Genomic DNA, 20286 nt, shown 5'->3' with positions numbered 1-20286 from the left:
AAAGAAGATGATCGCAGAATTTGAATCACGCATTCTGGCGTTAATTGATGACATGGTGGAGCACGCCAGTGACGATGAACTGTTTGCCAGCGGTTATCTGCGTGGTCACCTGACGCTGGCCGTCGCCGAACTGGAAGCCGGTGACGACCACTCTGCGGACGCGGTGCATGCTGAAGTTTCCCGCAGCCTGGAAAAAGCGATTCTGGCCGGCGAACTCTCTCCGCGCGACCAGTCATTAGTGCTGGGGATGTGGGAAACCTTGTTTCAGAAAGCCAGCCTGAACTAATCGGTAATCGCCCGGTGGCGCTACGCTTACCGGGCCTACGCTTTCACCCTTTTCCCCTTCAACAACTTTCTTACCCATAACCGGTTCGGATTGAGCGCGGCCAGCGTGTGGCTGTCCAGCGGGATCGGCTCGTTACTCATCTGGGCGGCAAGAACCTCCGCCGTCAGCGGCGCCGTACAGAGCCCGCGGGAGCCCAGCCCGCCGAGCATAAACAGATTCCGGAACGCCGGGGCGCTGACCGCCTGGGATGTGTTGCTGGCGAGATCCTGATAAGCCGTCAGCGTGGCTTCATAGTCCGGTACCGCACCCGTCATCGGCAGATGATCGCGGGTGGCGCAGCGAATGCCGTTGCGCGCCTCGCCTGCGCTGACATCCACCTCACGCGCCCATGCCGCCTGCGGCAAACAGTCGAGCAGACGCTGGCGATTATGCTGCTGGTCCTCATCGCTGTACCGCGGCTCGGTCTGGCCGCGATGATAGCTTGCGCCGATGCAATGCTGGCCGTTGGCTGGATTTTGCGGGGTCAGATACCCGTCGTAGCAGAGCACCTGACGTAGCTGGCTCAGCCGCGGTGCCGCCGGGATATGGCTCACCTGACCGCCCACCGGGTAGACCGGCAGTGGTGCGGTCTGGCTGAACTGGCTGATGCCGTGTCCGTTCGCCAGCACCACGCTGCCATGCTGCGCCTGCTCACCGTCGGCAAACTGCAACATCCACCTGGCGTCGGTCTGGGCCAGCGACGTTACCTTGCGGCCATAGCGCACCTGCAGGCCCAGAGTTTGCGCCAGCGCGATCGCCGCTGCGGTAAGCTGCGCCGGGCACAGCCAGCCGCCGAGCGGATACTGGATCCCGCCGCAGCCGGTGGGCACCCCGGTGCTCTCCGCCACCTGTTGGGCGTTCACCGCCACCGCAATCTGCTCGGGCAGGCCCAGAGCCAGCATCTGGTCGATTTTTTTCTGGTTCTTTTCATCCCAGCCCAGCTGGGTGACGCCGCACCAGGCATGATCAAAGGCCACCGGCAGGGTGTCGTACAGGCGGCGGGCAAAGGTGAACGCCGCCGGGAAAAACTGGCTCAGTGCAGCATCCTGGGCGCTGAGCAGGGGATAGAGCGCCCCCTGACGATTGCCGGAGGCGCCCGCTGCCGGGGCATCGTCGGCGCAGTAGAGCGTCACCTGCCAGCCACGGCGCAGCAGCGCCAGCGACAGTAGCGCGCTGGCAATCCCGCCGCCCACCACGGCGGTTTCGCGCCCGTCGCTGGCCGGACGGGCAAACCACGGGGTGCGGGCAGGGGAGGGGCAATCCTGCTCCATCACCCCGACAAGCATTTCGCGCTTGCGGCCAAAGCCTTTGGTTTTTTTCATGGTGAAGCCCGCTTCCTGCAGGCCGCGACGGACAAACCCGGCGCAGGTAAAGGTGGCGAGCGTTCCCCCGGGCCGCGCCAGACGCGCCATGGCGGCAAACAGCCCAGGGCTCCACATATCCGGGTTTTTGGCCGGGGCAAAACCGTCGAGGAACCAGGCGTCAACCTGCTGGTTCAGGGAGTCATCCAGCTTATCGGTGAGTTCGTTAATATCCCCCAGCCAGATATCGAGCGTGACGCGCCCGCCGTCCAGCAGCAAACGATGGCAGCCTGCGATAGGCAGCGGCCACTGGGCCTGGAGCTGTTCCGCCCACGGCGCCAGCTCGGGCCAGTGCTGGTGGGCCAGACGGAGATCGTCGGCGGCCAGCGGGTACTTCTCAAAACTGATGAAATGTAACCTTTGCAGAGTAGCGTCAGGGTGTGCCGCACGAAAGCGATCGAACGCTTGCCAGAGGGTAAGAAAATTCAGCCCGGTGCCAAAGCCGCTTTCGGCCACCACAAAGAGATCGCGGGGATGCAGCGGAAAACGGGAATTTAGCTGATTTCCCTCGAGGAAAACATAACGCGTCTCCTCCAGTCCGTTATCATTAGAGAAGTAGACATCGTCAAAATCTCGGGAAACAGGTGTACCCTCAGCGTTGAATTCGAGGTTGGCGGGTTGTATAGCGTTTTGTTTCACGTAAGTTACTCGTCTGACAGGCTGTGCCGCGATCTTAACGATGTGCGTCTGATGGTGCAAATTTCCACAGAAATTGGCTGATCGGACTTGTTCGGCGTACAAGTGTACGCTATTGTGCGACTCGAAACTTAAATAGTGCGACTTACAGAGGTATTGAATGAAACGTGCAGTGATTACTGGCTTGGGCATCGTTTCCAGCATCGGTAATAACCAGCAGGAAGTCCTGGCATCTCTGCGTGAAGGACGCTCCGGGATCACCTTCTCTGAAGAGTTTAAAGATTCCGGTATGCGTAGCCACGTATGGGGTAATGTAAAACTGGACACCACGGGCATGATCGATCGCAAAGTGGTCCGTTTCATGAACGATGCCTCCATCTACGCCTATCTCTCTATGCAGGAAGCGATTGCTGACGCTGGCCTGAGCGAAGAGGTTTATCAGAACAACCCGCGCGTGGGTCTGATTGCTGGCTCCGGCGGCTCCTCTAAAGCGCAGGTGTTTGGTGCCGACGCGATGCGCAGCCCGCGCGGCCTGAAAGCGGTCGGTCCATACGTTGTGACCAAAGCGATGGGTTCAGCGGTTTCCGCTTGCCTCGCAACCCCGTTCAAAATCCACGGCGTAAACTACTCCATCAGCTCCGCTTGCGCGACCTCTGCACACTGTATCGGTAACGCGGTTGAGCAGATCCAGTTGGGTAAACAGGACATCGTATTTGCTGGCGGCGGCGAAGAGCTGGGCTGGGAAATGGCCTGTGAGTTCGATGCGATGGGCGCCCTGTCCACCAAATACAACGAATGCCCGGAAAAAGCCTCCCGTACCTATGACGCAAACCGCGATGGTTTCGTTATCGCTGGCGGCGGCGGTATGGTCGTGGTGGAAGAGCTGGAACACGCTCTGGCCCGCGGTGCGCACATCTATGCTGAGATTGTTGGCTACGGCGCCACCTCCGATGGCGCAGACATGGTGGCTCCATCAGGCGAAGGCGCAGTGCGCTGCATGAAGATGGCGATGCACGGCATTGATACCCCAATCGACTACCTGAACTCCCACGGTACCTCTACTCCGGTAGGCGACGTGAAAGAGCTGGGTGCTATCCGTGAAGTGTTCGGCGACAACAGCCCGGCTATCTCCGCCACCAAAGCCATGACCGGTCACTCCTTGGGTGCGGCTGGCGTGCAGGAAGCGATCTACTCCCTGCTGATGCTGGAAAACGGCTTTATCGCGCCGAGCATCAACATTGAAGAGATGGACGAGCAGGCCGCAGGTCTGAACATCGTAACTGAAACCACCGAGCGTGAACTGACTACCGTCATGTCCAACAGCTTCGGTTTCGGCGGCACCAACGCCACGCTGGTGATGCGTAAGCTGAAAGCATAAGCGTTTGAATGTATAGTAGAAGGGAGCCTGATGGCTCCCTTTTTTTATGCCTGAACATGGAGTTATGCATGACGGCCGTTACCACAGATAAACACGCCGCTTCCGGCAACGTCTCGCTGTTCCGTATCGCCTTTGCGGTATTCCTCACCTATATGACCGTCGGCCTGCCGTTGCCGGTGATCCCGCTGTTTGTGCACCAGGAGCTGGGCTATGGCAACACCATGGTCGGCATCGCCGTAGGTATTCAGTTTCTAGCCACGGTGCTAACCCGCGGCTATGCCGGACGGCTGGCGGATCAGCACGGCGCAAAACGCTCGGCATTGCAGGGCATGTTCGCCTGCGGGCTGGCGGGGGGTGCATGGCTATTGGCCGCGCTGCTGCCGGTAGAGGCTGCCTGGAAATTCGCGCTGCTGGTGGTGGGGCGATTAATTCTCGGTTTTGGTGAAAGCCAGCTCCTGACCGGCACCCTGACATGGGGGATGGGGCTGGTCGGGCCTGCGCGTTCCGGCAAAGTGATGTCGTGGAACGGAATGGCGATCTATGGTGCGCTGGCCGCAGGCGCGCCGCTGGGTCTTTTGATCAACAGTCAGTTGGGCTTTGCGGCGCTGGCCGCCACCACGATGGCACTGCCGCTGCTGGCCTGGGCGTTTAACGGCTCGGTGCGTAAAGTTCCGGCCCATAAAGGCGAACGACATTCCCTGTGGAGCGTGGTGGGGCAGATCTGGCAGCCAGGCCTGGGCCTTGCGTTGCAGGGCGTTGGCTTCGCGGTGATTGGCACCTTCGTTTCGCTCTACTTTATGAGCCGCGGCTGGGCGATGGCCGGGTTTACGCTCACCGCTTTTGGCGGCGCGTTTGTACTGATGCGGGTGCTGTTCGGCTGGATGCCGGATCGCTTCGGTGGCGTAAAAGTAGCGGTGGCGTCGCTGGTAATTGAAACCGTGGGTCTGGTGTTGCTCTGGCAGGCGCCGAGCGCGCCGGTAGCCCTGCTGGGGGCAGCCCTGACCGGCTGCGGCTGTTCGCTGATCTTCCCGGCGCTGGGTGTTGAAGTGGTTAAACGCGTTGCCCCGCAGGTGCGGGGCACGGCGCTGGGGGGCTACGCCGCCTTTCAGGATATCTCATACGGGATAACCGGGCCGCTGGCGGGGCTGTTAGCCACCTCGTTTGGCTACCCTTCGGTCTTCCTGGCCGGGGCCGTTTCAGCGGTGGTGGGGATTGTGGTGACGCTGGTGGCGTTTCGCCGGGGTTAGCTGTTTGTTGCCGGGTGGCGGCTGCGCCTTACCCGGCCTACAGTTCGTGCTTTTGTAGGCCCGGTAAGCGGAGCGCTACCGGGCAAAACATCAGGCGACCAGCCAGAAAATCGCCAGCGCAATGATTAAGGCGATCAACATCAGTCCGGGACGGGCAGACAGCGTTCTGAAGGTTTCCACTACCGGGGCAAAGAGCGGGCTGTAGATCGGCTGGATATTGCGCACTTCCGTCACGCCAGCTTCACGCTCGGTGCGGCGGACGAAGATCTCGTTGAGCAGATCCTGTACCTGGGCGGTAGTCAGCACCGTCTGCGGCGTCGCCTGCCAGTTCTGCCGGGCATAGTCCTGAATGCTGTCCCACTCCTGGGCCTCCAGCGGCTGTTTCAGCGCGGCCTGCAGGGTGTGCAGGGTTGGCGCGCTTTGCGTGCTCAGCGTCTGGCGTGCCTGTAGCCAGGTGGCAAGGTGGGTAAACTGCCTGGCCGGGATTAACTCTCCCGCTTTCACCCCCGACAGTTCCAGCATCGACTGCCAGATGAGCTTGGTCGGCTCGCCCGTGGCGGCGGCAAGTTTGGTCACCATCTGCTTCAGCGTATTGTGTTCGGCTGGCAGCAGCGGGCGCTCCGTGGCCGGGCGCTGCTGTGGCTGCGGAATATTGAGCTGATTATTTTGCAGCAGCGTCAGCACCGTTTTGAGCTGATCGGGCGTCAGCTGGTTCAGGGCGGTCTGGCCATACTGCTGGCGAATAAAATCGCTGGCCGCCTGGCGGTTATTGCCCTGAGTCAGCAGCTCCGTCAACTGGGAGACCATCTGCCGGGTGGTGTGGTTTTGCTGGGCGGTGTTCAGGCGCTGGTTGAGGTTTTGCTCCGCAGCAGGGAAGTGGCGCGACAGCATGGGCGCATCACTCTTTAATCCCAGATCGTGTTTCACTCCGGCCCACACCTCCGCATTCTGCTGCGACGTCAGAGCGATTAACCGGGTGATCAGACGTTCCAGTACAGTGCGTTGCTGTGTGGAGAGGGGCTGTTCGCCCGCGACGTGGGATGGACGCGGGCCATCACCCGGAGGTTGTGGCGGCGTACCTGAAATGGGCTGCATCGGCAAAAAATCCTTAAAGTCGTTACTCATCGTTAACCAGGTTTACGTATATGCCTGGCGGCCAGATTATGGCACACTTGACAGGTTTTCTTCCTCTCAAACAGGTACTCAGACGTGAAAATCCTCGTTGATGAAAATATGCCTTACGCCCGCGAGCTGTTCAGCCGCCTGGGTGAGGTTAAGGCCGTTCCTGGACGTCCCATTCCGCTCGCCGAGCTGACTGATGCCGATGCCCTGATGGTGCGCTCGGTAACCAAAGTGAATGAGGCGCTGCTGTCTGGCAAAGGGATCAAATTTGTCGGCACGGCAACCGCAGGAACCGATCATGTGGATGACGCGTGGCTGAAGCAGGCCGGGATTGGCTTTTCCGCCGCACCGGGCTGTAACGCTATTGCCGTCGTGGAGTATGTTTTCTCCTCTCTGCTGATGCTGGCCGAGCGTGACGGGTTTACGCTCACCAGCCGGACCGTAGGCATTGTCGGTGTCGGTAACGTCGGCAGCCGCCTGCAAAAGCGCCTCGAGGCGTTAGGTATCCGCACGCTGCTGTGCGACCCGCCTCGCGCTGACCGTGGCGATGAAGGCGATTTCCGCAGCCTGGATGAGCTGGTGGCCGAGTGTGACGTGCTCACCTTCCATACGCCGCTGTTTAAAGACGGGCCGTATAAGACGCGCCATCTGGCAGACGACGCCCTGATTGGCCGCCTGAAACCGGGCACCATCCTGATTAATGCCTGCCGTGGCCCGGTGGTGGACAACGCGGCCCTGCTGCAGCGCCTGGAAACTGGTCAGGATCTGAGCGTGGTGCTGGACGTGTGGGAGCCGGAGCCGGATCTCAACGTGGCCCTGCTGGACAAAGTGGATATCGGTACCGCGCATATCGCCGGTTACACCCTCGAAGGTAAAGCCCGCGGCACCACCCAGGTGTTTGAGGCGTACAGCGCGTTTATCGGCAAATCCCAGCAGGTGGCGCTGGATACCCTTCTGCCAACCCCGGATTTTGGCCGCATCACCCTGCACGGCCCGCTGGATCAGGGAACGCTGAAAAGGCTGGTGCATTTAGTGTATGATGTGCGCCGCGATGACGCGCTGCTGCGAAAAGTAGCGGGTATACCGGGTGAGTTTGACAAGCTGCGTAAGCATTACGTTGAGCGCCGCGAATGGTCCTCTCTGTATGTGATGTGTGATGATCCTGCTGCGGCGTCGCTGCTGCATAAGCTGGGTTTCAACGCCGTTCATCACCCGGTTCGTTAATGTCTTCTTAATGCTCCCTGGCGGATACCCCGCCAGGGACGCTTTTTTATTTCTGGAGTAAACCACCATGTCTGAAGGCTGGAACATTGCCATACTGGGCGCAACGGGCGCCGTGGGCGAAGCCCTGCTCGAAACCCTTGCTGAGCGTCAGTTCCCGGTGGGCGACATTTATGCCCTGGCGCGTAATGAGAGCGCGGGCGAGCACCTGCGCTTTGCGGGTAAATCCGTCATGGTTCAGGATGCGGCTGAGTTCGACTGGACCCAGGCGCAGCTGGCCTTTTTCGCGGCCGGGGTCGACGCCTCCGCAGCATATATTGAAGAGGCCACCAACGCGGGCTGTCTGGTCATTGATTTAAGCGGCCTGTTTGCCCTTGAACCGGACGTGCCGCTGGTGGTGCCGGAGGTGAACCCCTTCGTGCTGGCCGACTACCGCAACCGTAACATCATCGCCGTCCCGGACAGCCTGACCAGCCAGCTGCTTAGCGCCCTGAAACCGCTCATCGACGAAGGTGGCTTGTCCCGTATCGCCGTCACCAGCCTGATGTCAGTCTCTGCCCGCGGTAAAAAAGCGGTGGATGCCCTGGCAGGGCAGAGCGCGAAGCTGCTGAATGGTATCCCGGTGGACGAAGAGGATTTCTTTGGCCGCCAGCTGGCGTTCAACATGCTGCCGCTGCTGCCGGATCGTGAAGGCAGCGTGCGCGAAGAGCGCCGTATCATCGATGAAGTGCGTAAGATCCTGCAGGACGACGGACTGATGATCTCCGCCAGCTGTGTGCAGTCACCGGTGTTCTACGGCCATGCCCAGATGGTGAGCTTTGAAGCCATGCGTCCGCTGGCTGCGGAAGAGGCGCGCGATGCCTTTGGCCGCGGCGAAGATATTGAACTGTCTGAAGAGCGCGAGTTCCCGACCCAGGTGGGCGACGCAACGGGCAACGCGCGTCTCTCCATTGGCTGTGTACGTAACGATTACGGTATGCCGGAGCAGATCCAGTTCTGGTCGGTCGCCGATAACGTGCGTTTCGGCGGCGCGCTGATGGCGGTGAAAATCGCTGAAAAACTGGTGCAGGAGTATCTCTACTGATGTCTGAAGTGGAGCAAAAGCCCGTTCATAAGATTGCCCTCGGCATTGAGTACGATGGCAGTAAATATTATGGCTGGCAGCGTCAGAATGAGGTGCGCAGCGTCCAGGAAAAGCTGGAAAAAGCGCTCTCTCAGGTGGCGAATGAGCCCATCAATGTCCTGTGCGCGGGGCGTACCGACGCCGGTGTCCATGGTACGGGGCAGGTGGTGCATTTTGAAACCACCGCCGTGCGTAAAGACGCGGCCTGGACGCTGGGGGTAAATGCGAATTTGCCTGGTGACATCGCGGTACGTTGGGTCAAAAATGTGCCGGATGATTTTCATGCGCGGTTCAGCGCCACCGCGCGCCGCTACCGCTATATCATCTATAACCAGCGTCTTCGTCCGGCGGTGTTAGGCCAGGGCGTCACCCATTTTTACGAGCCGCTGGATGCCGATCGCATGCACCGCGCGGCGCAGGCATTGATTGGCGAAAACGACTTCACCTCGTTCCGTGCCGTGCAGTGCCAGTCTCGCACGCCGTGGCGCAACGTGATGCACATTAACGTCAGTCGGCATGGCGCGTATGTGGTGGTGGATATCAAAGCGAATGCCTTTGTTCATCATATGGTCAGGAATATTACAGGCAGCCTGATGGAAGTAGGCGCCGGACACCAGCCGGAGAGCTGGATTGCAGAGTTGCTGGCGGCGAAGGACAGAACGCTGGCGGCAGCAACGGCGAAAGCGGAAGGGCTCTATCTGGTCTCGGTCGATTACCCGGATCGGTTTGACCTTCCAAAACCGCCAATGGGCCCGCTGTTCTTAGCGGACTGATAGCCGTGGCAATAAAGGTTTAGACAATATGGATTTAATTCGCTTTCTGATCGATTTCATTCTGCATATCGATGTGCACCTGGCAGAGCTGGTCGCTGATTATGGCGTCTGGGTGTATGCCATTCTGTTCCTGATCCTGTTTTGCGAAACCGGGCTGGTGGTGACGCCCTTCTTACCGGGCGATTCACTGCTGTTCGTGGCGGGCGCGCTGGCGTCGCTGGAGACCAACGACCTTAACGTTCACCTGATGGTGGTGTTAATGCTGATTGCCGCCATCCTTGGCGATGCGGTGAACTACACTATAGGGCGGCTGTTCGGCGAGCGGTTATTTAGTAACCCGGACTCGAAGATTTTCCGTCGCAGCTATCTCGATAAAACCCATGCGTTTTATGAGAAACACGGCGGTAAGACCATCATTCTCGCGCGCTTTGTGCCCATCGTCAGAACCTTTGCCCCGTTTGTTGCGGGTATGGGTCATATGTCGTACCGTCAGTTCGCGCTCTATAACGTCACCGGTGCGCTGCTGTGGGTGCTGAGCTTTACCTACGCGGGCTATTTCTTCGGGACCATTCCTATGATCCAGGAAAACCTTAAGTTGCTGATCGTAGGGATTATTGTGGTTTCCATTCTGCCGGGCGTTATCGAAGTGATTCGTCACCGTCGCGCGGCGGCAAAACAAGTAAAATAAAGGCACGACTGCGGTTCGACCACTTTTTTATCCAAAGTTTCGGGCTGTTATGTTTTAATGTGCAACATTCATGGTCTGCCGGGGGCAAAAATGGCATTATGCGCCCCTTGCAGCAAACCTGGTTCAGGCAGAAAGGTTATCAATGAGCTGGATTGAACGAATTAAAAGCAATATCACCCCAACCCGCAAAGCGAGTATTCCTGAAGGGGTGTGGACTAAATGTGACAGCTGTGGCCAGGTCCTGTACCGCGCCGAACTGGAGCGTAATCTCGAAGTTTGTCCGAAGTGCGATCACCACATGCGTATGTCGGCGCGTAACCGCCTGCATAGCCTGCTGGATGAAGGTTCTCTGGTTGAACTGGGTAGCGAGCTTGAGCCGAAAGATGTGCTGAAGTTCCGTGACTCCAAGAAATACAAAGATCGTCTGGCCTCTGCGCAAAAAGAGACCGGCGAGAAAGATGCCCTGGTGGTGATGAAAGGCACTCTGCACGAGATGCCGGTTGTCGCGGCGGCGTTTGAGTTCTCCTTTATGGGCGGCTCAATGGGCTCCGTAGTGGGCGCGCGCTTCGTGCGTGCCGTTGAGCAGGCGCTGGAAGACAACTGTCCGCTGATCTGCTTCTCCGCCTCCGGTGGTGCCCGTATGCAGGAAGCGCTGATGTCGCTGATGCAGATGGCAAAAACCTCCGCAGCGCTGGCGAAAATGCAGGAGCGCGGTCTGCCGTACATCTCTGTGCTGACCGACCCAACCATGGGCGGCGTATCGGCAAGTTTTGCGATGCTGGGCGATCTGAACATCGCTGAACCGAAAGCGCTGATCGGCTTTGCCGGCCCGCGCGTTATTGAACAAACGGTACGTGAAAAGCTGCCGCCGGGCTTCCAGCGCAGTGAGTTCCTTATCGAGAAAGGCGCTATCGACATGATCGTTCGCCGTCCGGAAATGCGCCTGAAACTGGCCAGCATTCTGGCGAAGCTGATGAATCTGCCGTCGCCGAGCCCGGATGAGCCGCGCGAAGGCGTGGTGGTACCGGATCAGGAACCCGAGGCCTGATAACTGAAAAGGGCAGGGCCAGTGGCGCTGCCCTTTTGCTTTCTAACCGTAACTGAAAAGCGCGCAACATGGAAAATATTACTCTTCCCCAAGCCACGTCGCCTCTGGCCGCGTGGCTTTCTTATCTGGAAAACCTGCACAGTAAAGCCATCGACATGGGACTTGAGCGCGTCAGCCTGGTCGCGGCGCGCCTTGATGTTCTGAAACCGGCTCCCTTTGTCTTCACCGTGGCGGGTACCAACGGCAAAGGCACCACCTGCCGCACCCTGGAAGCGATGCTGATGGCGGCAGGCTACAAAGTAGGGGTCTACAGCTCACCTCATCTGGTGCGCTATACCGAGCGCGTGCGGGTACAGAATGCGGAGCTGGCTGAATCCGCGCATACCGCCTCGTTTGCGGAGATCGAAGCCGCGCGCGGCGATATTTCGCTGACCTATTTTGAATATGGCACCCTGTCGGCGCTGTGGCTCTTTAAGCAGGCGCAGCTGGACGTGGTGATCCTCGAGGTCGGGTTAGGCGGACGTCTGGATGCCACTAATATTGTCGACCCGGATGTGGCGGTAATCACCAGCATCGCGCTGGATCATACCGACTGGCTGGGGCCCGATCGCGAGAGCATTGGCCGTGAAAAAGCCGGTATTTTCCGCCCGGGCAAACCGGCTATCGTCGGCGAACCCGATATGCCGCACACTATTGCTGACGTGGCGCAGGAGAAAGGGGCGCTGTTGCAGCGCCGTGACGTCGACTGGCGCTACAGCGTGACGGAAAGCGGCTGGCGCTTTGAAGACGCGGCGGGCGCGCTGGATAACCTGCCGCTGCCCCAGGTACCGCAGCCGAATGCTGCGACGGCGCTGGCCGCACTGCGCGCCAGTGGTCTGGCGGTAGAGGAGCAGGCGATGCGCGACGGCATTCAGCATGCGATTCTGCCGGGGCGTTTCCAGATAGTCAGCGAATCACCGCGTCTGATTCTGGATGTGGCGCATAACCCCCATGCCGCGGCGTATCTCGCAGGGCGTCTCAAATCATTGCCAAAAACCGGGCGCGTGCTGGCGGTTATCGGTATGCTTCATGATAAAGATATTGGCGGCACGCTGGCCTGCATGGAGAGTGTGGTCGATAGCTGGTATTGTGCCCCTCTGGAAGGCCCACGCGGGGCGACTGCCGAACAGTTAATGGCGCATCTCGGCGCAGGGCAGCGCTTTGATAGCGTGGCGCAGGCCTGGCGGGCGGCGATGGCCGATGCCAGACCAGAAGATACCGTGCTGGTGTGTGGTTCGTTCCACACGGTGGCACATGTCATGGACGTAATGGATGCGGGGAGAACCGGTGGCAAGTAAGTTTCAGAACCGTTTAGCAGGCACCATTGTGCTGGTGGCGCTGGGGGTGATTATTCTCCCCGGGCTGCTTGATGGACAGAAAAAACATTATCAGGATGAGTTTGCGGCGATCCCGCTGGTGCCGAAACCGGGCGATCGGGATGAGCCGGACATGCTCCCGGCAACACAGGCTCTGCCTGCACAGCCACCAGAAGGGGCGGCTGAAGAGGTGCGCGCGGGCGATGCCGCGGCGCCATCGTTAGATCCGGCGCGTCTGGCAGCCGGAAACAACAACGAGCTGGATCCCGTTCCGGCGCCGGTTGAGCAGTACGCGCCAAAACCGGTGCAAAAACCGAAACCGGTTGAGAAGCCGCAGCCGAAACCGCAGCGCGATAACACCAGCCAGCAGCTGGCGGCGGCGACAGAAACCCCACCGGCCAAACCGGCGGCAGAAGAGAAACCGGCCCCGACCGGTAAAGCCTACGTTGTGCAGCTCGGTGCCCTGAAAAACGCCGATAAGGTCAACGAGGTGGTGGCTAAACTCCGTGGTGCGGGGTATCGCGTTTACACTTCACCTACCACACCGGTACAGGGTAAAATCACCCGTATTCTCGTAGGGCCGGATGCGTCGAGAGACAAGCTGAAGGGATCGCTTGGAGAGCTGAATAAACTCTCTGGTTTGAGCGGCGTGGTGATGAATTACAGCGTGAACTGAGGGTTTCTCTCGTTTACGGGATAAGGCAAAAACAGGCGCAGCAGATTGCCTGAGAAGGTAACCCGCCTGGGGCGCTGAATATTTTTTCAGCGCTTTTTTTATTTACGCGCGGGAAGGAAATCCCTACGCAAACGTTTTCTTTTTCTGTTAGAATTCGCCCCGAACTGGATGACAGGGCGTTTGATCGTGGGACACATATGGTCTGGATTGATTACGCCATCATTGCGGTGATAGGTTTTTCCTGTCTGGTTAGCCTGATCCGTGGCTTTGTTCGTGAAGCGTTATCGCTGGTAACCTGGGGCTGTGCCTTCTTTGTTGCCAGTCATTACTACACTTACCTGTCTGTCTGGTTCACGGGCTTTGAAGATGAACTGGTTCGAAATGGGATTGCCATCGCGGTGCTGTTTATCGCGACGCTGATTGTCGGCGCCATTGTTAACTACGTGATTGGCCAGCTGGTCGAGAAAACCGGGTTGTCAGGAACGGACAGGGTGCTGGGGATCTGTTTCGGGGCGTTGCGAGGCGCGCTGATTGTTGCCGCGATACTATTCTTCCTTGATACCTTTACCGGGTTCTCAAAAAGTGAAGACTGGCAGAAATCGCAGCTTATCCCGCAGTTCAGCTTCATCATCAGATGGTTCTTTGACTATCTGCAAAGCTCGTCGAGTTTTTTGCCCAGGGCATAAACCCTGAGATGTGGCTTAACGAGGAAATGACGAATGTGCGGTATTGTCGGTATCGCCGGTTTCATGCCGGTAAACCAGTCTATTTATGACGCATTATCGGTGCTTCAGCACCGTGGGCAGGATGCTGCGGGTATCATCACCATTGATGCACACAACTGCTTCCGTTTACGTAAGGCCAACGGCCTGGTAAACGATGTGTTCGAAGCCCGCCATATGCAGCGTCTTCAAGGCAACATGGGTATTGGTCACGTTCGTTACCCGACTGCTGGCAGTTCCAGCGCCTCTGAAGCTCAGCCGTTCTACGTTAACTCGCCGTATGGCATCACGCTTGCCCACAACGGCAACCTGACCAATGCTCACGAGCTGCGTAAGAAGCTGTTTGAAGAGAAGCGTCGTCACATTAACACCACTTCTGACTCTGAAATCCTGCTCAACGTCTTTGCCAGCGAGCTGGATAACTTCCGCCACTATCCGCTGGAAGCTGACAACATTTTTGCCGCGGTAGCCGCCACTAACCGCCTGATCCGTGGCGCTTATGCCTGCGTCGCGATGATTATCGGCCACGGTATGGTCGCCTTCCGCGATCCTAACGGCATCCGCCCGCTGGTGCTGGGCAAGCGCGATATTGGCGATGGCCGCACCGAGTATATGGTCGCCTCCGAAAGCGTGGCGCTGGATACCCTGGGCTTTGAGTTCCTGCGTGACGTCGCACCTGGCGAAGCGGTCTACATCACCGAGAAAGGCCAGCTGTTTACCCGTCAGTGCGCAGAGAATCCGGTCAGCAATCCGTGCCTGTTCGAGTACGTCTACTTCGCTCGCCCGGACTCTTTCATCGACAAAATCTCCGTCTACAGCGCCCGCGTCAATATGGGAACCAAGCTCGGCGAGAAGATTGCACGCGAGTGGGAAGACCTGGATATCGACGTGGTGATCCCTATCCCGGAAACCTCCTGCGATATCGCCCTGGAGATGGCGCGTATTCTGGGTAAACCTTACCGCCAGGGATTCGTGAAGAACCGCTACGTTGGCCGCACCTTTATCATGCCGGGCCAGCAGCTGCGCCGTAAATCGGTGCGCCGCAAGCTGAATGCCAACCGCGCCGAGTTCCGCGATAAGAACGTGCTGCTGGTGGATGACTCCATCGTGCGCGGCACCACCTCTGAGCAGATTATCGAGATGGCCCGTGAAGCGGGTGCGAAGAAGGTCTATCTGGCCTCTGCGGCACCGGAAATTCGCTTCCCGAACGTGTATGGCATCGATATGCCTACCGCCAACGAGCTGATTGCCCACGGTCGTGAAGTGGATGAGATCCGCCAGATCATCGGTGCCGACGGCCTGATTTTCCAGGATCTGAACGATCTGATCGACGCGGTGCGCGCCGAGAACCCGGATATTCAGCAGTTCGAGTGCTCGGTGTTTAACGGTATCTACGTCACCAAAGATGTGGATCAGGGCTACCTGGACTACCTCGATTCACTGCGCAACGACGACGCGAAAGCCGTCCAGCTGGCGAACGATCTCGAAAGTTTAGAGATGCATAACGAAGGTTAAGCACTATCGCAGGCGAGGGCATCTGCCCTCGCTTGCAACTCCCGCCAAAATCCTGCACAGTCAGCCCTGTAACAGAAAGGGCGAACATCATGAAACGATTAATTGTAGGGATCTCAGGGGCCAGCGGCGCGATTTACGGTGTCCGTTTGTTGCAGGTATTGCGCGACGTCGCCGAGGTTGAAACGCATCTGGTGATGAGCCAGGCTGCGCGTCAGACCCTCTCTCTCGAAACCGATTACTCCCTGCGTGACGTTCAGGCGCTGGCCGATGTGGTGCATGACGCGCGCGATATCGCCGCCAGCATCTCCTCCGGGTCGTTTAAAACGGCGGGCATGGTGATCCTGCCCTGTTCCATCAAAACTCTCTCTGGCATCGTCAACAGTTATACCGATACGCTGGTGACCCGTGCGGCCGATGTGATATTAAAAGAGCGTCGCCCGCTGGTATTGTGCGTGCGCGAAACCCCGCTGCATCTGGGCCATCTACGCCTGATGACCCAGGCCGCTGAACTGGGGGCGGTGATCATGCCGCCGGTGCCGGCGTTTTATCACCGTCCGCAAAGCCTGGATGATGTGATTAATCAGACCGTAAACCGGGTGCTCGATCAGTTCGACATTGACCTGCCGGACGATCTCTTTACCCGCTGGCAGGGCGCCTGACGGTAAGGCTGTTCTGCCAGAGTGCATTTCACCGCAACGTGCCCTGTTTCAGGGCAATTCTGCAACAGCGATCATATCCTCAACATTTAATTCCTTTTTTCCTTTCCAGGCACTGCGGTTCGTTTGGCAGACCTGCTATCTTTCACCATTAAGGTAATCCTGCAACCTTTCATTAACATATTTAACGCCGTAATTTTGCGTTATCTGCAATATGGCATAAGACCTGCAAGAGATTGCCTGCAACAACACACAACACAATCTATTACATAAGAAAATCACGACACTTGAGGGTAATGTATGAAGAAGACGGTTCTGGCTCTGTCTTTGCTGGTGGGATTAAGCGCTGCGGCAAGCAGCTTTGCGGCGCTCCCACAGAACGTACGTATCGGTACAGACGCAACCTATGCCCCGTTCTCATCGAAAGATGCGAAGGGGGATTTCGTTGGGTTTGATATCGACCTGGGAAATGAGATGTGCAAACGCATGTCCGTGAAATGTACCTGGGTGGGCAGCGACTTCGACGCGCTGATCCCGTCTCTGAAAGCCAAGAAGATTGACGCGATCATCTCCTCGCTCTCGATTACCGAAAAGCGTCAGCAGGAGATCGCCTTCTCTGAGAAACTTTACGCGGCGGATTCACGTCTGATTGCGGCGAAAGGCTCCCCAATCCAGCCAACCATTGACTCGCTGAAAGGCAAGCATGTAGGCGTTCTGCAGGGCTCAACGCAGGAAGGCTATGCGAACGCCAACTGGCGTGAGAAGGGCGTGGATGTAGTGGCGTACCAGAACCAGGATCTGATCTATTCCGATCTGGCGGCAGGGCGTCTGGATGCGGCTTTCCAGGATGAAGTCGCCGCGAGCGAAGGCTTCCTGAAACAACCGGCGGGCAAAGAGTTTGCCTTTGCTGGCCCGTCAGTCAAAGACAAAAAATATTTCGGCGACGGCACCGGGATCGGCCTGCGTAAAGACGATGCCGAGCTGAAGGCGGCCTTTGACAAAGCTTTCACTGAACTGCGTAAAGACGGTACCTACGACAAACTGGCGAAGAAATACTTCGACTTCAATGTTTACGGCGACTAACCGGAACTGACGGGTGCGCACCATAATGGCTCCCCGTTATGGTGCGACAATGGCCTTTGCGAACCAGGATGGTGCAAATCGTGCGCTGTGTTGGTTATAAAGTGAATAGTTAAGCACTCGCAATGCACTTTTTCGCGCTTGCCGGGCATAATCTTTTGCCTTGCCGCGGCGATTAGTGGCACATTAAAGGCGCCCCGTCGGCGTTAAAATCCCGTAAGAAGACAGTCTGTTGAGGATAGATATGAAAAAACTGGTTTTGTCACTTTCTCTGGCTCTGGCCTTTTCCAGCGCTACCGCGGCATTTGCAGCAATTCCGCAAAAAGTTCGTATTGGTACTGACCCGACTTATGCCCCCTTCGAATCGAAGAATGCGCAGGGTGAACTGGTAGGTTTTGATATCGATTTGGCTAAAGAGCTGTGCAAACGTATCAAAACAGAGTGTACCTTCGTTGAAAACCCACTGGATGCGCTGATCCCTTCGCTGAAAGCGAAAAAAATTGATGCCATTATGTCTTCCCTCTCTATCACCGAAAAACGCCAGCAGGAGATTGCCTTTACCGACAAGCTTTATGCAGCGGACTCGCGTCTGGTGGTAGCGAAATCTTCCGATATTCAGCCAACCCTTGAATCCCTGAAAGGTAAACGTGTGGGCGTGCTGCAGGGCACCACTCAGGAGACCTTCGGCAACGAGCACTGGGCACCGAAAGGAATTGAAATCGTCTCTTACCAGGGCCAGGAGAATATCTACGCTGACCTGACTGCGGGCCGTATTGACGCCGCCTTCCAGGATGAAGTGGCAGCCAGCGAAGGCTTCCTGAAACAGCCGGTTGGTAAAGATTACAAGTTTGGCGGTCCGTCCATCAAGGATGAGAAACTCTTCGGCGTGGGCACCGGTATGGGTCTGCGTAAAGAGGATAACGAACTGCGTGAAGCGCTGAACAAAGCCTTTGCTGAAATGCGCGCCGACGGCACTTACGAAAAACTGGCGAAGAAATACTTCGACTTTGATGTCTACGGTGGTTAATCCCTCCACTTAATAACGTGCGGCCCCTTCCGTCCAGGGAGGGGAAAAGACACGGCTACACCACTCACGACAGGGCAGGCGGTATGCTGTACGGATTTTCTGGCGTAATTTTACAAGGCGCATTGGTCACCCTTGAACTGGCTCTCAGTTCAGTGGTGCTGGCCGTGTTGATAGGCCTTGCAGGCGCGGGCGCGAAGCTCTCTGCGAATCGGGCGATGGCGCTGCTGTTTGAGGGCTATACCACCCTGATCCGCGGGGTGCCTGACCTGGTGCTGATGCTGCTGATCTTCTACGGTCTGCAAATCGCCCTTAACGGCATTACGGATGCCATCGGTATGGCGCAGATTGATATCGATCCGATGGTGGCCGGTATCATCACCCTGGGCTTTATCTATGGCGCCTATTTTACCGAAACCTTCCGCGGGGCCTATCTCGCGGTGCCGAAAGGGCATATCGAAGCGGCTACGGCCTTCGGGTTTACCTCATCACAGACGTTTCGCCGCATTATGTTTCCGGCCATGATGCGCTTTGCGCTGCCGGGAATTGGTAACAACTGGCAGGTTATCCTCAAAGCAACGGCGCTGGTCTCCTTACTGGGGCTGGAAGATGTGGTAAAAGCCACGCAGCTGGCAGGCAAAAGCACCTGGGAGCCGTTCTACTTCGCGATTGTCTGCGGGGTGATTTATCTGGTGTTTACCACCGTCTCCAATGGCGTGCTGCTCCTGCTCGAACGGCGCTATTCCGTGGGTGTGAAGAGGGCTGACCTGTGATCGAAATTATTCAGGAATACTGGAAATCCCTGCTGTGGACCGACGGATACCGTTTTACAGGTGTGGCGATCACCCTCTGGCTGCTGATTTCTTCTGTGGTAATGGGCGGGATCCTGGCGATTTTCCTCGCCATTGGCCGCGTCTCCAGCAACAAATATATTCGCTTCCCCATCTGGCTGTTTACCTACGTGTTCCGCGGTACGCCGCTCTATGTGCAGCTGCTGGTCTTCTACTCCGGGATGTACACGCTGGAAATCGTCAAAGGCACCGAGATGCTGAACGCGTTCTTCCGTAGCGGGCTGAACTGTACCGTGCTGGCGTTAACGCTCAACACCTGCGCCTACACCACCGAGATCTTTGCCGGCGCGATCCGCTCCGTGCCGCACGGTGAAATTGAGGCGGCGCGGGCGTATGGCTTCTCTTCGGTGAAGCTCTATCGCTGCATTATTCTGCCGTCGGCGCTGCGTATTGCGCTGCCTGCCTACAGCAACGAAGTGATTTTAATGCTGCACTCCACCGCGCTGGCCTTTACCGCTACCGTGCCGGACCTGCTGAAGATTGCCCGTGATATTAACTCGGCGACCTATCAGCCCTTTACCGCCTTCGGGATCGCGGCAGTGCTCTATTTAATCATCTCTTATGCCCTGATTAGCCTGTTCCGCAAAGCGGAAAAACGCTGGTTGCAGCATGTCAAACCTTCGACGCACTGAGAATGAAGATGGCTGAGAACAAATTAAACGTTATCGATTTGCACAAACGCTACGGCGAACATGAAGTGCTGAAAGGGGTGTCGCTGCAGGCTAATGCGGGCGATGTGATCAGTATTATCGGCTCCTCAGGGTCGGGTAAAAGTACCTTCCTGCGCTGCATTAACTTTCTTGAAAAGCCGAGTGCCGGCTCGATTGTGGTCAGCGGTGAGAACATCAATCTGGTGCAGGACAAAGACGGTCAGCTGAAGGTGGCGGATAAACACCAGCTTCGTCTGCTGCGTACTCGTCTGACGATGGTGTTCCAGCACTTTAACCTTTGGAGTCACATGACGGTGCTGGAGAACGTCATGGAAGCGCCGGTGCAGGTGCTGGGCTTAAGCAAGCAGGAAGCCCGTACCCGGGCGGAGAAATACCTGGCGAAAGTGGGTATCGACGAACGCCAGCAGATGAAATACCCGGTGCATCTCTCCGGCGGTCAGCAGCAGCGTGTCTCTATCGCCCGTGCGCTGGCGATGGAGCCGGAAGTGTTGCTCTTTGACGAACCTACCTCCGCGCTCGATCCCGAGCTGGTGGGGGAAGTGCTGCGCATCATGCAGCAGCTCGCTGAAGAGGGGAAAACCATGGTGGTGGTAACTCACGAGATGGGCTTTGCCCGTAACGTCTCCAACCACGTGATTTTCCTCCATCAGGGCGTAATCGAAGAGCAGGGGCATCCGGATGAGGTGCTGGCCAACCCGAAGAGCCCGCGTCTGCAGCAGTTCCTTAAGGGATCGTTGAAGTAGTTTGTTGCCCGGTGGCGCTACGCTTACCGGGCCTACAAAACCGTAGGCCGGGTAAATGCAGTGCCGCCCGG

Annotated in this window: 20 protein-coding genes; 18 read left to right on the top strand and 2 right to left on the bottom strand. The window is 57.7% G+C overall.

The window, feature by feature from the left end:
* Positions 1 to 7: 7 nt before the first annotated feature.
* Positions 8 to 286 carry a YfcL family protein gene (locus ACOKCT_RS08625; protein ID WP_103180529.1) on the top strand — a complete coding sequence of 93 codons (279 nt, stop codon included), beginning with the start codon at positions 8 to 10 and terminating at the stop codon, positions 284 to 286.
* Positions 287 to 321: 35 nt separating this feature from the next.
* On the opposite strand, the gene mnmC is transcribed toward ACOKCT_RS08625, so the two are convergent.
* Positions 322 to 2325, bottom strand: a complete 2004-nt coding sequence (mnmC, locus tag ACOKCT_RS08620) for a bifunctional tRNA (5-methylaminomethyl-2-thiouridine)(34)-methyltransferase MnmD/FAD-dependent 5-carboxymethylaminomethyl-2-thiouridine(34) oxidoreductase MnmC (protein WP_201304733.1) — start codon at positions 2323 to 2325, stop codon at positions 322 to 324.
* A gap of 157 nt (positions 2326 to 2482) precedes the next feature.
* On the opposite strand from mnmC, the gene fabB reads away from it, so the two are divergent.
* Positions 2483 to 3700, top strand: a complete 1218-nt coding sequence (gene fabB / locus ACOKCT_RS08615; RefSeq protein WP_159339634.1) for a beta-ketoacyl-ACP synthase I — start codon at positions 2483 to 2485, stop codon at positions 3698 to 3700.
* Between the two features lie 68 nt (positions 3701 to 3768).
* Positions 3769 to 4947: an MFS transporter gene (locus ACOKCT_RS08610; protein WP_420193373.1), complete on the top strand. Its 1179-nt coding sequence runs from the start codon at positions 3769 to 3771 to the stop codon at positions 4945 to 4947.
* A gap of 90 nt (positions 4948 to 5037) precedes the next feature.
* Here the strand turns inward: ACOKCT_RS08610 and flk are convergent, their stop codons facing one another.
* Entirely contained in the window at positions 5038 to 6042 is a 1005-nt protein-coding gene (flk, locus tag ACOKCT_RS08605; protein ID WP_103180522.1) for a flagella biosynthesis regulator Flk, read from the bottom strand.
* A gap of 114 nt (positions 6043 to 6156) precedes the next feature.
* On the opposite strand from flk, the gene pdxB reads away from it, so the two are divergent.
* The 15 genes from pdxB (at position 6157) to hisP (ending at position 20215) form a co-directional block, all read left to right on the top strand.
* Positions 6157 to 7293 carry a 4-phosphoerythronate dehydrogenase PdxB gene (gene pdxB, locus ACOKCT_RS08600; RefSeq protein ID WP_159339632.1) on the top strand — a complete coding sequence of 379 codons (1137 nt, stop codon included), beginning with the start codon at positions 6157 to 6159 and terminating at the stop codon, positions 7291 to 7293.
* Positions 7294 to 7360: 67 nt separating this feature from the next.
* Positions 7361 to 8374, top strand: a complete 1014-nt coding sequence (locus ACOKCT_RS08595; RefSeq protein WP_159339631.1) for an aspartate-semialdehyde dehydrogenase — start codon at positions 7361 to 7363, stop codon at positions 8372 to 8374.
* On the top strand, positions 8374 to 9186 hold the full coding sequence (gene truA / locus ACOKCT_RS08590) for a tRNA pseudouridine(38-40) synthase TruA (protein ID WP_103180516.1): 813 nt from the start codon (positions 8374 to 8376) through the stop codon (positions 9184 to 9186). Before ACOKCT_RS08595 ends, truA begins: the two co-directional genes overlap by 1 nt.
* A gap of 28 nt (positions 9187 to 9214) precedes the next feature.
* Positions 9215 to 9874 (top strand): DedA family protein, encoded by a 660-nt coding sequence (locus ACOKCT_RS08585; protein WP_103180515.1) that lies wholly within the window; start codon positions 9215 to 9217, stop codon positions 9872 to 9874.
* 142 nt (positions 9875 to 10016) lie between these two features.
* Entirely contained in the window at positions 10017 to 10922 is a 906-nt protein-coding gene (gene accD / locus ACOKCT_RS08580) for an acetyl-CoA carboxylase, carboxyltransferase subunit beta (protein WP_103825166.1), read from the top strand.
* Between the two features lie 68 nt (positions 10923 to 10990).
* Entirely contained in the window at positions 10991 to 12259 is a 1269-nt protein-coding gene (gene folC, locus ACOKCT_RS08575) for a bifunctional tetrahydrofolate synthase/dihydrofolate synthase (protein WP_159339630.1), read from the top strand.
* Positions 12249 to 12953 carry a cell division protein DedD gene (dedD, locus tag ACOKCT_RS08570; RefSeq protein WP_103181115.1) on the top strand — a complete coding sequence of 235 codons (705 nt, stop codon included), beginning with the start codon at positions 12249 to 12251 and terminating at the stop codon, positions 12951 to 12953. Before folC ends, dedD begins: the two co-directional genes overlap by 11 nt.
* A gap of 197 nt (positions 12954 to 13150) precedes the next feature.
* Positions 13151 to 13639 carry a colicin V production protein gene (gene cvpA / locus ACOKCT_RS08565; protein ID WP_039030950.1) on the top strand — a complete coding sequence of 163 codons (489 nt, stop codon included), beginning with the start codon at positions 13151 to 13153 and terminating at the stop codon, positions 13637 to 13639.
* Positions 13640 to 13672: 33 nt separating this feature from the next.
* The gene (purF, locus tag ACOKCT_RS08560; protein ID WP_103180507.1) at positions 13673 to 15190 is read left to right on the top strand and encodes an amidophosphoribosyltransferase; all 1518 of its coding nucleotides are present in this window, start codon (positions 13673 to 13675) and stop codon (positions 15188 to 15190) included.
* 89 nt (positions 15191 to 15279) lie between these two features.
* Positions 15280 to 15849 carry a UbiX family flavin prenyltransferase gene (locus ACOKCT_RS08555; RefSeq protein ID WP_103825163.1) on the top strand — a complete coding sequence of 190 codons (570 nt, stop codon included), beginning with the start codon at positions 15280 to 15282 and terminating at the stop codon, positions 15847 to 15849.
* Between the two features lie 297 nt (positions 15850 to 16146).
* The gene (gene argT / locus ACOKCT_RS08550) at positions 16147 to 16929 is read left to right on the top strand and encodes a lysine/arginine/ornithine ABC transporter substrate-binding protein ArgT (RefSeq protein WP_103180503.1); all 783 of its coding nucleotides are present in this window, start codon (positions 16147 to 16149) and stop codon (positions 16927 to 16929) included.
* Positions 16930 to 17170: 241 nt separating this feature from the next.
* Complete coding sequence (gene hisJ, locus ACOKCT_RS08545) at positions 17171 to 17953, top strand: histidine ABC transporter substrate-binding protein HisJ (RefSeq protein ID WP_032612831.1); 783 nt, start codon at positions 17171 to 17173, stop codon at positions 17951 to 17953.
* 83 nt (positions 17954 to 18036) lie between these two features.
* Positions 18037 to 18723, top strand: a complete 687-nt coding sequence (locus ACOKCT_RS08540) for a histidine ABC transporter permease HisQ (protein ID WP_103180501.1) — start codon at positions 18037 to 18039, stop codon at positions 18721 to 18723.
* Entirely contained in the window at positions 18720 to 19433 is a 714-nt protein-coding gene (locus ACOKCT_RS08535) for an ABC transporter permease (RefSeq protein ID WP_159339629.1), read from the top strand. The genes ACOKCT_RS08540 and ACOKCT_RS08535 overlap by 4 nt, the downstream gene beginning before the upstream one ends.
* Positions 19434 to 19441: 8 nt before the next feature.
* On the top strand, positions 19442 to 20215 hold the full coding sequence (gene hisP / locus ACOKCT_RS08530; RefSeq protein ID WP_103181114.1) for a histidine ABC transporter ATP-binding protein HisP: 774 nt from the start codon (positions 19442 to 19444) through the stop codon (positions 20213 to 20215).
* The last annotated feature ends 71 nt before the right edge of the window (positions 20216 to 20286 follow it).

The sequence above is a fragment of the Leclercia sp. M-A074-M genome, from assembly GCF_965195605.1.
In the GTDB taxonomy this organism is placed as follows: domain Bacteria; phylum Pseudomonadota; class Gammaproteobacteria; order Enterobacterales; family Enterobacteriaceae; genus Enterobacter.
This window is presented reverse-complemented; position numbering and strand designations above follow the sequence as displayed.